Raw genomic sequence first — 14,571 nt, 5'->3', positions numbered from 1 at the left:
AAGACCATGACCCAGCCACCCTCCTCACCACCGGAACACCCCGAGCAGACAGCGTCCCAGCAGCCGCCGCAGTACCCGGGCCGGCCCACTCCCCCGTACCCGCAGGCCGAGCAACAACCACCCCGGTACCCGAACCCGGCCCAGCAACCCCGCTCCCCGCGCTCCGCCGAACCCCGGACCTACCCGGACGCCACCCAGCCACCCCCACACCTCGCCCAGCCCCCGACCTCGCCGGGCGCCACCCAGCCACCCCGCTACCCGAGCACTGCCGAACCCCCGACCGCGCCGGGCACGACCCAGCCACCCGCCTACCCGGGCCCCACCCAGCCACCCCGCTACCCGAGCACTGCCGAACCCCCGACCGCGCCGGGCACGACCCAGCCACCCGCCTACCCGGGCCCCACCCAGGAACCCCGCTACCCCGGATCCGCCGAACCCCCGCCCTCGCCGGGCGCGAACCAGCCATCCTCGTACTCGGCCCCCACCCAACCCCCGGCCTACCCGGACTCCGCCGCCCCGCCCGAGTACCCGGGTTCCGCCCAGCCCCCGACCCACCCCGGTGCTGCCCAGCAACCCCAGTACCCGAACTCCGCCCAACCCCCGGCCTACCCGGGCGGGACCCCGACCCAGCCCCAGCCCCAGTCCCAGCCGCCCGCCTACCCCGGTCCGACCCCCAACCAGCCCCCGACCCACCCCCAGGCCACCGCCCAGGTCATCCCCCCGCAGTACGCTCCCCCGCGGCAACCCCCGACCACACCCACCACACCCTTAACGCCCCCGGCGGAGAGCCCCACGTCTCCGCCGCCCCCGGCGCCCGCCGCCGCGCACCCCCACCACATCCCCACCGACCGCCGGCGTGTCCACATCTCCGCCCACCAGCGCCGTACCGACGCCACCGCTGTGGGCAACCTGCTCCTCTACCTGCCGAACTTCCTCTGCAGCCTCCTTGTCGTCAGCATGTTCTCCCTCTTCTTCGGCGACCTCGCGTTCCTCGTGATCATCGCCTGGATACTGAGCGGCGCACTCGTCTTCCACCGGCCCACCGAAAGCGCCCTCGCGCGCCGTTTGCTCCACCTGCGCTACCCCACTCCACAAGAACGAGCCAAACTCGAACCCGTCTGGCGCGAGGTCACCGCGCGCGCGGGCGTCGAGGGCCGCAACTACGAGCTCTGGGTCGAGGACAGCGACGGCCTGAACGCGGTCGCCGCCGCCGGCCACATCGTCGGTGTCACCCGCTTCGCCATGAACGAGCTGCCCAACGGCGAACTCGCCGCCGTCATGGCACACGAGCTGGGCCACCACGTCGGCGGCCACGCCTGGTCCGGGCTCCTCGGCTACTGGTACGCGCAGCCCGGCCGTCTCGCCTGGCGGTTCCTGCGCGCCTTCTCCGTGATCGTCTTCAGGGTGTCCCGCGCCTTCTCCTGCTTCGGCGTCGCCTTCGTCGTACTCGTCCTCGGCGGCATCGCCATGGCGACCATCAGCACCCTGTACGGCCTGCCCCTGCTGATCCTCGGGGTGCCGTACGCGCTCGCCGCCGTCGGCCGCCGCGCCGAACTCCGCGCCGACGAGCACGCGGCGGCCCTCGGCTTCGCCCCGATGCTGGCCTCCGTACTCGACAAGCTCCACCAGGAGGAGCAGCGGCAGACGGCCGCGCTCGCCGCGCTCAACAACGGCGTGGCGCCGGAGGAGAGCCCGCTGAGCAAGCTGCTCTCCTCGCACCCGGACCACCACACCCGGCTGCACCATCTACAGCCCTACCTGCAGCAACAGCGCTGAGCACACGCCGAACGCCGAAGGGCGGCCACCCCGCAACGGGGGTGACCGCCCTTCAGATCAAGCAGATCAAGCAGATCGAACTGCCCGCTTACTGGTTGTACGGACCGTAGTCGTAGTCCTCCAGCGGAACGGCCTGGCCGGAGCCCGTGCCGAACGGCGAGTAGTCGATGTCGTCGTAGCCGACGGCCGAGTACATCGCGGCCTTCGCTTCCTCGGTCGGCTCGACCCGGATGTTGCGGTAGCGGGACAGACCCGTACCGGCCGGGATGAGCTTACCGATGATGACGTTCTCCTTGAGGCCGATGAGGCTGTCGGACTTGGCGTTGATCGCCGCGTCCGTCAGAACTCGGGTCGTCTCCTGGAAGGAGGCGGCCGACAGCCAGGACTCCGTCGCCAGCGAGGCCTTGGTGATACCCATCAGCTGCGGACGGCCGGAGGCCGGGTGGCCGCCTTCCTGGACCACACGACGGTTCTCGGTCTCGAACTTGCCACGCTCGACCAGCTCGCCGGGCAGCAGCTCGGCGTCGCCGGACTCGATGATCGTCACGCGGCGGAGCATCTGCCGGATGATGATCTCGATGTGCTTGTCGTGGATCGACACACCCTGCGAGTTGTAGACCTTCTGGACCTCGCCGACCAGGTGGACCTGGACCGCGCGCTGACCGAGGATCCGCAGCACGTCGTGCGGGTTGGTGGCACCGAAGGTGAGCTTCTGGCCCACCTCGACGTGGTCACCCTCACGCACCATGACCTTGGCACGCTTGGAGATCGGGAACGCCGTCTCCTCGCTGCCGTCGTCCGGGGTGATGACGATCTTCTTGGTCTTCTCGGTCTCCTCGATACGGACGCGGCCGGCCGCCTCCGAGATCGGGGCGACACCCTTGGGCGTACGAGCCTCGAAGAGCTCGACGACACGGGGCAGACCCTGGGTGATGTCGTCACCGGCCACACCACCGGTGTGGAAGGTACGCATCGTCAGCTGGGTACCGGGCTCACCGATGGACTGGGCGGCGATGATGCCGACCGCCTCACCGATGTCGACCAGCTTGCCGGTGGCCAGCGAACGGCCGTAGCACATGGCGCAGGTGCCGACGGCGGACTCGCAGGTCAGGACCGAGCGGGTCTTGACCTCCTCGACGCCGTGCCTGACCAGCTCGTCGATGAGGACGTCACCGAGGTCGGTGTTGGCCGGGGCCAGCACACGTCCGTCGATGGTGATGTCCTCGGCCAGCGCACGGGCGTACACCGACGTCTCGACGTTCTCGGTCTTGCGCAGCACACCGGCTTCGTCGCGCTCGGCGATCGCCAGCTTGAGGCCGCGGTCGGTGCCGCAGTCCTCCTCGCGGATGATGACGTCCTGCGAGACGTCCACCAGACGACGGGTGAGGTAACCCGAGTCGGCGGTACGCAGGGCGGTGTCGGCGAGACCCTTACGGGCACCGTGGGTGGAGATGAAGTACTCCAGCACGGACAGGCCCTCGCGGAAGGACGCCTTGATGGGACGAGGAATCGTCTCGTTCTTGGCGTTCGACACCAGACCACGCATACCGGCGATCTGCCGCATCTGCATCATGTTTCCTCGGGCACCCGAGTCAACCATCATGAAGATGGGGTTCGTCTTGGGGAAGTTCGCGTTCATCGCCTCGGCAACCTCGTTGGTCGCCTTGGTCCAGATCGCGATGAGCTCCTGCGTGCGCTCGTCCTTGGTGATCAGACCGCGCTCGTACTGCTTCTGGACCTTCTCGTCCTGCGCCTCGTAGCCCTTGACGATCTCCTTCTTCGCCTCGGGAACGACGATGTCGGAGATGGCCACGGTGACACCGGAGCGCGTGCCCCAGTAGAAGCCCGCCGCCTTCAGGTTGTCGAGCGTCGCCGCCACGATGACCTTGGGGTAGCGCTCAGCGAGGTCGTTGACGATCTCGCCGAGCTGCTTCTTGCCCACCGAGTAGTCGACGAACGGGTAGTCCTCGGGCAGCAGCTCGTTGAAGAGCGCGCGGCCCAGGGTGGTGCGCAGACGGAAGGTGTCCCCCTGCTGCCACTCCGGGTCGCTCTCCTCGCGGGCCGGCGGGGTCCAGCCGCGCGGCGGGATGGTGCCCACCGGGAAGCGGATGTCGACCGCCGACTGCAGCGCGAGCTCACCGTTGTCGAACGCCATGGTCGCCTCGGCGGTGGAGCCGAACGCACGGCCCTCGCCCTTGACGTCACGCAGTTCACCGTCGGTGGTGAGGAAGAACAGACCGAGGACCATGTCCTGGGTCGGCATCGTCACCGGACGGCCGTCGGCGGGCTTGAGGATGTTGTTCGAGGACAGCATCAGGATGCGGGCCTCGGCCTGCGCCTCCGCGGAGAGCGGCAGGTGGACGGCCATCTGGTCACCGTCGAAGTCCGCGTTGAACGCGGTGCAGACGAGCGGGTGGATCTGGATGGCCTTGCCCTCGACGAGCTGCGGCTCGAAGGCCTGGATGCCGAGGCGGTGCAGCGTGGGCGCACGGTTCAGCAGCACCGGGTGCTCGGCGATGACCTCTTCGAGGACGTCGTACACGACGGTGCGGCCGCGCTCGACCATGCGCTTGGCGCTCTTGATGTTCTGCGCGTGGTTGAGGTCCACGAGCCGCTTCATGACGAACGGCTTGAAGAGCTCCAGCGCCATCGCCTTCGGCAGACCGCACTGGTGCAGCTTCAGCTGCGGACCGACGACGATCACGGAACGCGCGGAGTAGTCCACACGCTTGCCGAGCAGGTTCTGACGGAATCGACCCTGCTTGCCCTTCAGCATGTCGCTGAGGGACTTCAGCGGGCGGTTACCGGGACCGGTGACCGGACGGCCACGACGACCGTTGTCGAACAGCGCGTCAACGGCCTCCTGGAGCATGCGCTTCTCGTTGTTCACGATGATCTCGGGAGCACCGAGGTCGAGAAGCCGCTTCAGACGGTTGTTCCGGTTGATCACACGGCGGTACAGGTCGTTCAGGTCGGAGGTCGCGAAGCGGCCACCGTCCAGCTGCACCATCGGGCGAAGGTCCGGCGGGATGACCGGGACGCAGTCGAGGACCATGCCCTTGGGGCTGTTGGAGGTCTGCAGGAAGGCAGACACGACCTTCAGCCGCTTCAGGGCGCGGGTCTTCTTCTGGCCCTTGCCGGTACGGATGATCTCGCGGAGGCGCTCGGCCTCCTCCTCCAGGTCGAAGGACTCCAGGCGCTTCTGCAGCGCCGCGGCACCCATCGAACCGTCGAAGTAGGTCCCGAAGCGGTCGCGCAGCTCGCGGTAGAGCAGCTCGTCGCCCTCCAGGTCCTGGACCTTGAGGTTCTTGAACCGGGTCCACACCTCGTCGAGCCGGTCGATCTCGCGCTGCGAACGGTCCCGCAGCTGCTTCATCTCCCGCTCGGCACCTTCGCGCACCTTGCGGCGTACGTCGGCCTTGGCGCCCTCGGCCTCCAGCTCGCCCAGGTCGCTTTCCAGCTTCTTGGCGCGGGCTTCGAGGTCCGAGTCACGGCGGTTCTCGATCTGCTGCCGCTCGACCGAGACATGCGCCTCCAGGGAGGGCAGGTCACGCGTACGGCGCTCGTCGTCGACGAACGTGATCATGTACGCCGCGAAGTAGATGACCTTCTCGAGGTCCTTCGGGGCGAGGTCGAGCAGGTAGCCAAGACGCGACGGAACGCCCTTGAAGTACCAGATGTGGGTGACGGGAGCGGCGAGCTCGATGTGGCCCATCCGCTCACGGCGCACCTTCGCGCGAGTGACCTCGACGCCACAGCGCTCACAGATGATGCCCTTGAAGCGGACACGCTTGTACTTGCCGCAGTAGCACTCCCAGTCCCGGGTCGGACCGAAGATCTTCTCGCAGAAGAGTCCGTCCTTTTCGGGCTTGAGCGTGCGGTAGTTGATCGTCTCGGGCTTCTTGACCTCGCCGTGGCTCCACTGACGGATGTCGTCAGCGGTGGCCAGACCGATCCGGAGCTCGTCGAAGAAGTTGACGTCGAGCACTATGCGTCAATCCCTCTCAGGGTTGTAAGTCATGGGGTCTGATACGGGGGTCCTGGGGCCGGCGGGCCTTGTCTCACCTTTTCCAAAGGCGCTCAAAGGCCCGCCGAACTCCCGTCAGACCTCTTCGACGCTGCTCGGCTCACGCCGGGACAGGTCGATGCCGAGTTCCTCCGCCGCGCGGAAGACGTCCTCGTCGGTGTCACGCATTTCGATGGACATACCGTCACTGGACAGCACCTCCACGTTGAGGCAGAGAGACTGCATCTCCTTGATGAGCACCTTGAAGGACTCGGGGATGCCGGGCTCGGGGATGTTCTCGCCCTTGACGATGGCCTCGTAGACCTTCACGCGGCCGGTCACGTCGTCGGACTTGATGGTCAGCAGCTCCTGGAGGGCGTAAGCGGCGCCGTATGCCTCCAGCGCCCACACCTCCATCTCACCGAATCGCTGGCCACCGAACTGGGCCTTACCACCCAGCGGCTGCTGGGTGATCATCGAGTACGGACCGGTCGAACGGGCGTGGAGCTTGTCGTCGACCAGGTGGTGGAGCTTGAGGATGTACATGTAACCGACGGAGACGGGCTCCGGGAACGGCTCGCCGGAGCGGCCGTCGTACAGCGGCGCCTTGCCGGTCGGGAGCACCATGCGCGAACCGTCGCGGTTCGGGAACGTGTGGTTCAGCAGACCGGACAGCTCGTCCTCACGCGCACCGTCGAAGACGGGGGTGGCGACGTTGGTGCCGGGGGCGACCACGTCGGCCCCGATGACCTGGAGGCGCTGCGCCCACTCGTCCTTCAGCCCGGAGACGTCCCAGCCACGACTGGCGAGCCAGCCGAGGTGGATCTCCAGCACCTGTCCCGGGTTCATTCGGGACGGCACACCCAGCGGGTTGAGGATGATGTCGACCGGAGTTCCGTCCTCGAGGAACGGCATGTCCTCGATCGGCAGGATCTTCGAGATAACACCCTTGTTGCCGTGGCGGCCGGCGAGCTTGTCACCGTCCGTGATCTTGCGCTTCTGCGCCACGTAGACCCGAACCAGCTGGTTCACGCCCGGCGGCAGCTCGTCGCCCTCCTCACGGTCGAAGACGCGGACGCCGATGACCTTGCCGATCTCGCCGTGCGGCACCTTCAGCGAGGTGTCACGGACCTCGCGCGCCTTCTCACCGAAGATCGCGCGGAGCAGGCGCTCCTCGGGGGTCAGCTCGGTCTCACCCTTGGGCGTGACCTTGCCGACGAGGATGTCACCGGCGACGACCTCGGCACCGATACGGATGATGCCGCGCTCGTCGAGGTCGGCGAGGACCTCCTCGGAGACGTTCGGGATGTCCCGGGTGATCTCCTCGGGGCCGAGCTTGGTGTCACGGGCGTCGACCTCGTGCTCCTCGATGTGGATCGAGGAGAGGACGTCGTCCTGGACGAGGCGCTGCGACAGGATGATCGCGTCCTCGTAGTTGTGACCCTCCCAGGGCATGAAGGCGACGAGCAGGTTCTTGCCCAGCGCCATCTCGCCTTCCTGGGTGGCCGGACCGTCGGCGAGCACCTGGTGCTCGACGACCCGGTCGCCCTCGTCCACGACGACCTTCTGGTTGACCGAGGTGCCCTGGTTGGAGCGCGAGAACTTCGCGACGCGGTACGTGGTGTACGTGCCGTCGTCGTTGGCGACGGTGACGTAGTCCGCGGAGACCTCCTGGACCACACCCGCCTTCTCGGCCTTGATGACGTCACCGGCGTCGACGGCGCAGCGGTACTCCATGCCCGTACCGACGAGGGGTGCCTCGGCGGTGATCAGCGGCACGGCCTGGCGCATCATGTTCGCGCCCATGAGGGCACGGTTGGCGTCGTCGTGCTCCAGGAAGGGGATCATCGCGGTCGCGACGGACACCATCTGGCGCGGCGAGACGTCCATGTAGTCGACGTCGTCGCCGGGGATGTAGTCGATCTCTCCGCCACGGCGGCGGACGAGAACGCGGGACTCCTCGAAGCGCATGTCCTCGGAGAGGATCGCGTTCGCCTGGGCGATGACGAAGCGGTCTTCCTCGTCGGCGGTCAGGTAGTCGACGTCGTCGGTGACGACACCCTCGACGACCTTGCGGTACGGGGTCTCGACGAACCCGAACGCGTTGACCCGGCCGTAGGAGGCGAGCGAGCCGATCAGACCGATGTTCGGGCCTTCGGGGGTCTCGATCGGACACATGCGGCCGTAGTGCGAGGGGTGCACGTCACGGACCTCGAAGCCGGCCCGCTCACGGGAGAGACCACCCGGGCCAAGAGCCGACAGACGGCGCTTGTGGGTGAGACCCGACAGCGGGTTGTTCTGGTCCATGAACTGCGACAGCTGGCTGGTGCCGAAGAACTCCTTGATGGAGGCGACGACCGGCCGGATGTTGATCAGGGTCTGCGGCGTGATCGCCTCGACGTCCTGGGTCGTCATGCGCTCGCGGACGACTCGCTCCATACGCGCCAGACCCGTACGGACCTGGTTCTGGATGAGCTCGCCGACGTTGCGCAGACGACGGTTGCCGAAGTGGTCGATGTCGTCGGTCTCGACGACCATCGACGTGCCGTTGTTGCCAACGGTCTCGGTCTCACCGGCGTGCAGCTTCACCAGGTACTTGATCGTCGAGATGATGTCCTCGACGGTCAGCACACCGGCGTCCAGCGGGGCCTCGCCGCCCAGCTTCTTGTTGACCTTGTAACGGCCGACCTTGGCGAGGTCGTAACGCTTCGGGTTGAAGTAGAGGTTCTCCAGAAGCGTCTGCGCGGCCTCACGGGTCGGCGGCTCGCCAGGACGGAGCTTGCGGTAGATGTCGAGCAGCGCGTCGTCCTGGCCCTGGGTGTGGTCCTTCTCCAGGGTGGCGCGCATCGACTCGTACTCGCCGAACTCCTCGAGGATCTGCTCGGTCGTCCAGCCGAGAGCCTTGAGGAGGACGGTGACGGACTGCTTGCGCTTGCGGTCGATGCGGACACCGACCATGTCGCGCTTGTCGATCTCCATCTCCAGCCAGGCACCCCGGGAGGGGATCACCTTGGACGCGAAGATGTCCTTGTCGGACGTCTTGTCGATGGAGGAGTCGAAGTAGACACCCGGCGAACGGACCAGCTGCGACACGACGACACGCTCGGTGCCGTTGATGACGAAGGTGCCCTTGTTGGTCATGAGCGGGAAGTCGCCCATGAAGACCGTCTGGGACTTGATCTCGCCGGTCTCGTTGTTGGTGAACTCGGCCGTGACGAAGAGGGGCGCGGAGTACGTGAAGTCACGGTCCTTGCACTCGTCGATCGAGTTCTTCGGAGGCTCGAAGCGGTGGTCGCGGAACGTCAGGGACATCGACCCGGAGAAGTCCTCGATCGGGGAGATCTCCTCGAAGATCTCCTCCAGACCGGACTTGGTGGGGACGTCCTGTCCGCTGTCCAGAGCAGCCTCGACACGAGCCTTCCACGCGGCGTTGCCGAGCAGCCAGTCGAAGCTCTCGGTTTGCAGCGCAAGGAGGTTCGGAACCTCGAGGGGCTCCTTGATTTTTGCAAAAGAGATGCGCAGCGGGGCAGTGCTGGCGCCGTGGTTTGAATTCGCGGAGGCAGTGCGCGAGGCGGCCAAGAGGGGGTCCTTCCGAGGGCTCGGACTCACTACGCGCGTACCGGCCCCTCACCGGTGCACAGAGACAGGCGCTTCACGACCAGCCGGAAAAGGCCAGGTCGGAAAAGGTCCGATCGTCGGTGCTCAAGCGAGGGCATGCCCCTGGTGACGGGCAGGAGGCAGCTAACAGGCAGCGCAAAGGGTCAGTGTAGCCACTAGGCCCACTGATGTCCAGTGCGGGTTTTTGAAGACCCTCGTTGTTCTCAACCCCTGCTGCAAGCCGCGCCTCGATGCCACATCGATACTGCCCTCTTCGCCACCGATCCAACCTCGGATTCGGATCCTTGTGACGACGCGTCCTGAGAATTGCGCGCTCCGTGCGGTTCGTCAAGGCCTCCAAGCCCAAACCCGGTGCTGCCATCGTCACGTGCGGCACAGCATCAGGGGCGTCCGGAGGCACGACGAAGATCACCTTACTCGCCGTCACCGACCGTGCAAGGCAGCCACGACCCGACCCCTCGAACGCCGAAGAGCGACCACCCAAATGGATGATCGCTCTTCACCGCGTCAGCGTTACAGGGCTACCAGTAGCCCTACGTCAGCTGTCGCGAGAGTCCTCGACGGACCCTCAGTGGGGTCACTTGACCTCGACGCCCGCGCCGGCGGCCTTGAGGGACTCGGCAGCCTTCTCGGCGGCCTCCTTGGTGACCTTCTCGAGAACGGGCTTCGGGGCGCCGTCCACGAGGTCCTTGGCCTCCTTGAGACCCAGCGAGGTCAGCTCACGCACGACCTTGATGACCTGGATCTTCTTCTCGCCGGGACCGGTGAGGATGACGTCGAACTCGTCCTGCTCCTCGACGGCCTCAGCGGCGGCGGCGGGGCCGACCGGGGCAGCGGCGACGGCCGCGGCGGCGGTGACGTCGAACTTCTCCTCGAAGGCCTTAACGAACTCGGAGAGCTCGATGAGGGTGAGGGTCTCGAACTGCGCGAGCAGCTCTTCCTGGGACAGCTTCGTCGCCATGATGGGCGATCCTTCCAGTCAATTCGGCAGGTGCCGATGTAAGTGTCGGCGGGCGTACGTTCGGCCCGCGTCGACCGCCACGTCAGGCGGCGGTCAGAGTGCGAGCCGAATTACTCGGCACCGCCCTGCTCGGCGAGCTTGACGCGAAGCGCTTCCGCGGTGCGGACGAACTTCGACGGAAGCGCCTGGAAGAGCGAGGCAGCCTGAGACTGCTTGCCCTTCATGGCGCCCGCCAGCTTGGCGAGCAGAACCTCGCGGGACTCGAGGTCCGCAAGCTTCTTGATCTCGTCGGCGGACAGCGCCTTACCGTCAAGGACACCGCCCTTGATGACGAGGTTCGGGTTGTCCTTGGCGAAGTCACGAAGACCCTTCGCCGACGTCACCGGGTCACCGGTGATGAAGGCAACCGCCGTCGGACCGTTGAACAGGTCGTCGAGCGTCGAGATCCCGGCCTCGTTGGCCGCGATCTTGGTCAGCGTGTTCTTCACCACGGCGTACTGGGCGTCTTCACCGAGCGAACGACGCAGCGTCTTGAGCTGCGCCACGGTGAGACCCCGGTACTCGGTCAGCACGGCGGCGTTCGAGCTACGGAACTGGTCCGCGAGCTCGGCTACCGCGGCAGCCTTGTCGGGCCTTGCCATAAGCGTGGCCTCCTTCCGGGTGATGAGGACCGCTCAGAAGGAGACTGGGAAAACGAAACGCCCCGGCGCAGGCGCTCGGGGCGTGAGCTCGACCAACCGAATTCCGTGAGCGGATTCCGTCCGGGAGCACATCCACAGTCACACCTGCGCGGGTCGTCCGCAGTTCAGCGGATCCTTCGGTCACCAGGTCCTCTTACGAGGACAAGGCAACGACCAGCGGTCTTTGGCTTCTGGACGAGAGTACGTGAGGGTGTCCCCGCCAAGCAAATCCGCCCGTACGGAGCAGCTACGGGCAGGTCAGCCCTCCTGCGCACCCTTCATCATTTCGGCCAGGTCCGCGACGTCCTTGGCCGGCGGGGCGGCGATCGTCACCGGCTTGTTGAAGTCGTCGAAGGTGATCGTCATGTCGAGCGGCCCCTTGTCGGCCGCGCCGCGCATCCGGAACTGCTTGGTGACGTCGCCCTCGCCGATCCACATGTCCATCGTGAACTTGTCGATGCCCAGCTTCTCGTACTGCTCAAGGCTCTTCTCGCGCTGCTCGCGGGTCACCTTGCTCTGGGACTTGAGGGAGGCGCGGAACTGGTCGAGGGTGACCGTGCCCTTGTAGTGGGTGGTCTTCACCCCGTCCACGGTCTCCGTGCCGACCTTCTTCACGTCCTTGGAACCGGTGAGGAAGGTGGATTCCTGGGCAGGGTTCTTGTCTGCCTGTCCGGCGGCCCCGAGGGACTCACCGGCGGCGCCCATCGCGGCCATGTCGAACTTGATCCAGCTCTTGCCGTCCATCTCCTTGGCGGCCGCCGCGCCCCCGCCTATGAACATCGCCTTGTCGACGAGACGGATCTCGGCGGTGCCGTCCGCGCCCTTGTCCAGGGCGGTGATCTTCATGCTCATCGCCACGTCGGGCTTGAGGCGCATCTTGGCCTCGGCCTTGACGCGGCCCTCCTCGGGCGTCTTGCCGGTCATCCGGTAGCTGAGGGAGGTGATGTCCTCGACGTTCTTCGCCGCCTTGGCGACAGCCGCCGCCGGCGTCATCTTCGGCGACTCCTCCGACGCCCCCTTGGAACAGGCCACAGCGCCGGTACCGAGAAGCAGCACAGCGAGGCCTACACGTCCTGCGCGCACAGAAGTAGAACCCATGATTCCCCCAAAAAACACAGACCAAAGAACACAGAACACAGAACGCTGTGAACACATGGTCGATTCACAGAAACGACCGTGAGCCTAACCCGGCGGGGCGGACGAGGCCTCTGAATTCCCCAACAGGTCCTTGAAGTCCACGGTGTCCCCGCCCTCCGGCGCCGCCACCGCCGCCTTCACCCCGTACGCGCTGTAGTACGCCGTGGAGGACATCCGCCCGCTCGACAGCTCACCCCGCTCGACCTTCTTGACCAGCAGGTTCCGGTCGTTGACCCAGATGTCGACCGTCTCGGTGGTGACGCCGGCCTGGACGAGCTGCTCCTTCAGAGCGGAGTCGGTGAGGCCGACCACCTCCACCGCGCCCGAGTAGTGCGTCGTACGCTCCCCGCGCACCGTCTCGGTCCCGGCCCTGCGGACGTCACCGGAGGCCAGCAGGAGCTTGACCGGCTGGATCGGGGCGGTGTTGCGCAGCTGGTCCTTCAGATACGTCCCCGAGCCGCCGGGCAGGTCCGCCAGGTCGTCGTAGTCGTACCTGATCCAGTGCTTGCCGTGCATCTGGGCGGCGAACTTGTCGCCGACCTTGGCGTAGTAGGCGTCGGGCAGCAGCCTGGCCTCCATGGAGGAGCTGTTGAGCGCCCGCATGGACTCGGCCAGTTCGCCGCCGGTGTAGGTGATGCTGAGCCTGCCGACCGGCTCGCCGGCCCAGCCGAGGACGCCGGCAGTCCGCATGGAGAGCAGATCGCCCATGACGGAGGAGGAGCTGACCCGGGCGGAACCGGCCAGCTCGGTGGCCTCCTCCACGGCGTGCAGCGCGGCGGCCGTACGGGCGTCGAGGCGGCCCGCGCTACGGGTCGGGTCGGTGTCCTCGCCGTCGGGCCCCCCGGAGAAGCTGCACGCCGACATGGCCACGCCCACCACGACCAGCGCGGCGGTCACCGCGACCGGCCGGACTCCCCGCGGTACGCCCCGTATACCCCGTACGCCGCTGTCCGTCATGCGTCCCCTGCCCCCTCGACACCCCGTGATCTTCACGCTAACCCTTCGGTACGACAACGGGCCCCGCACCTCGAAAGGTTGCGGGGCCCGTCGTACGAAACGCGTACGCGCGGCTACCGGGGTGAGCGGGAGGCTCAGACGGAGGCCGGGTCCTCCTCGACGAGGAGGTTGCGGGTGCGGTTGGAGTCGAGCGGAATGCCGGGGCCGATCGTCGTGCTGAGGGCGGCCTTCTTGATGTAGCGGCCCTTCGCGGCGGACGGCTTCAGACGGAGGATCTCGTCCAGCGCGGCGCCGTAGTTCTCCACCAGCTTGGTGTCGTCGAACGACGTCTTGCCGATGATGAAGTGCAGGTTCGAGTGCTTGTCGACGCGGAACTCGATCTTGCCGCCCTTGATCTCGGTCACGGCCTTGACCACGTCCGGGGTCACCGTGCCCGTCTTCGGGTTCGGCATCAGACCACGCGGGCCGAGGACGCGGCCGAGGCGGCCGACCTTGCCCATGAGGTCCGGGGTGGCGACGACGGCGTCGAAGTCCAGACGGCCCTTCGCCACCTCGTCGATCAGTTCGTCGGAGCCGACGATGTCGGCGCCCGCGGCGAGCGCTGCCTCGGCACGGTCACCGGTCGCGAAGACCAGGACCCGGGCGGTCTTACCGGTGCCGTGCGGGAGGTTCACGGTGCCACGGACCATCTGGTCGGCCTTGCGCGGGTCGACACCCAGGCGGAAGGCGACCTCGACGGTGCCGTCGAACTTGCTCGTGGAGGTCTCCTTGGCGAGACGGACGGCCTCGAGCGGGGCGTAGAGCTTGTCCCGGTCGATCTTGGCGTCCGCAGCGCGGAGAGACTTGCTGCGCTTGCTCACTACTGCTCCTGATGTTGTTCCGAGGAGTCGTGGTACGGACCGAGCAGGTCCTGCCACGCACTGCTTGAAGACTTACGAGGTGGGGCTCAGCCCTCGACCGTGATGCCCATCGAACGGGCGGTGCCGGCGATGATCTTCGACGCGGCGTCCAGGTCGTTGGCGTTCAGGTCGGGAAGCTTGGTCGTGGCGATCTCGCGGACCTGCGCCTGGGTGATCTTGGCGACCTTGGTCTTGTGCGGCTCGCCGGAGCCCTTCTCGACACCCGCGGCCTTGAGGATCATCTTCGCGGCCGGCGGCGTCTTGGTGATGAAGGTGAAGGAGCGGTCTTCGTAGACCGTGATCTCCACCGGGATCACCCAGCCACGCTGCGACTCGGTCGCGGCGTTGTAGGCCTTGCAGAACTCCATGATGTTGACGCCGTGCTGACCGAGCGCGGGGCCGACCGGCGGGGCGGGGTTCGCCGCACCGGCGTTGATCTGGAGCTTGATGAGCCCCGTGACCTTCTTCTTCTTGGGAGGCATTCCGGGTCCTCTATCTTCGTTTTTCTTCGGTCTTCGCTGTGCCTGGCATCAGCCA

General features: G+C 66.8%; 9 protein-coding genes. 1 reads left to right on the top strand and 8 read right to left on the bottom strand.

Annotated features, from left to right (window positions below):
- Nucleotides 1-6: 6 nt before the first annotated feature.
- Complete coding sequence (locus ACW4TU_RS27700; protein WP_457417474.1) at nucleotides 7-1,776, top strand: M48 family metalloprotease; 1,770 nt, start codon at nucleotides 7-9, stop codon at nucleotides 1,774-1,776.
- Nucleotides 1,777-1,864: 88 nt separating this feature from the next.
- Here ACW4TU_RS27700 and ACW4TU_RS27695 read toward each other — a convergent pair whose 3' ends face one another.
- The 8 genes from ACW4TU_RS27695 to rplK form a co-directional block, all read right to left on the bottom strand.
- Nucleotides 1,865-5,764, bottom strand: a complete 3,900-nt coding sequence (locus ACW4TU_RS27695; RefSeq protein ID WP_457417473.1) for a DNA-directed RNA polymerase subunit beta' — start codon at nucleotides 5,762-5,764, stop codon at nucleotides 1,865-1,867.
- Between the two features lie 114 nt (nucleotides 5,765-5,878).
- Entirely contained in the window at nucleotides 5,879-9,361 is a 3,483-nt protein-coding gene (rpoB, locus tag ACW4TU_RS27690) for a DNA-directed RNA polymerase subunit beta (RefSeq protein WP_457417472.1), read from the bottom strand.
- 616 nt (nucleotides 9,362-9,977) lie between these two features.
- Nucleotides 9,978-10,361: a 50S ribosomal protein L7/L12 gene (rplL, locus tag ACW4TU_RS27685; RefSeq protein ID WP_457417471.1), complete on the bottom strand. Its 384-nt coding sequence runs from the start codon at nucleotides 10,359-10,361 to the stop codon at nucleotides 9,978-9,980.
- Between the two features lie 110 nt (nucleotides 10,362-10,471).
- A complete protein-coding gene (rplJ, locus tag ACW4TU_RS27680; protein WP_020132671.1) occupies nucleotides 10,472-11,002 on the bottom strand; it encodes a 50S ribosomal protein L10 in 531 nt (176 codons plus the stop codon).
- A gap of 297 nt (nucleotides 11,003-11,299) precedes the next feature.
- Complete coding sequence (locus tag ACW4TU_RS27675) at nucleotides 11,300-12,139, bottom strand: SCO4651 family lipoprotein (RefSeq protein ID WP_457417470.1); 840 nt, start codon at nucleotides 12,137-12,139, stop codon at nucleotides 11,300-11,302.
- Between the two features lie 84 nt (nucleotides 12,140-12,223).
- The gene (locus ACW4TU_RS27670) at nucleotides 12,224-13,135 is read right to left on the bottom strand and encodes an SCO4651 family lipoprotein (RefSeq protein ID WP_457417469.1); all 912 of its coding nucleotides are present in this window, start codon (nucleotides 13,133-13,135) and stop codon (nucleotides 12,224-12,226) included.
- Nucleotides 13,136-13,269: 134 nt separating this feature from the next.
- The gene (rplA, locus tag ACW4TU_RS27665; protein ID WP_457417468.1) at nucleotides 13,270-13,995 is read right to left on the bottom strand and encodes a 50S ribosomal protein L1; all 726 of its coding nucleotides are present in this window, start codon (nucleotides 13,993-13,995) and stop codon (nucleotides 13,270-13,272) included.
- Nucleotides 13,996-14,081: 86 nt separating this feature from the next.
- Nucleotides 14,082-14,516 carry a 50S ribosomal protein L11 gene (gene rplK, locus ACW4TU_RS27660; protein ID WP_006383482.1) on the bottom strand — a complete coding sequence of 145 codons (435 nt, stop codon included), beginning with the start codon at nucleotides 14,514-14,516 and terminating at the stop codon, nucleotides 14,082-14,084.
- Nucleotides 14,517-14,571: the final 55 nt, after the last annotated feature.

Source organism: Streptomyces kryoterrae (assembly GCF_054072135.1).
This window is presented reverse-complemented; position numbering and strand designations above follow the sequence as displayed.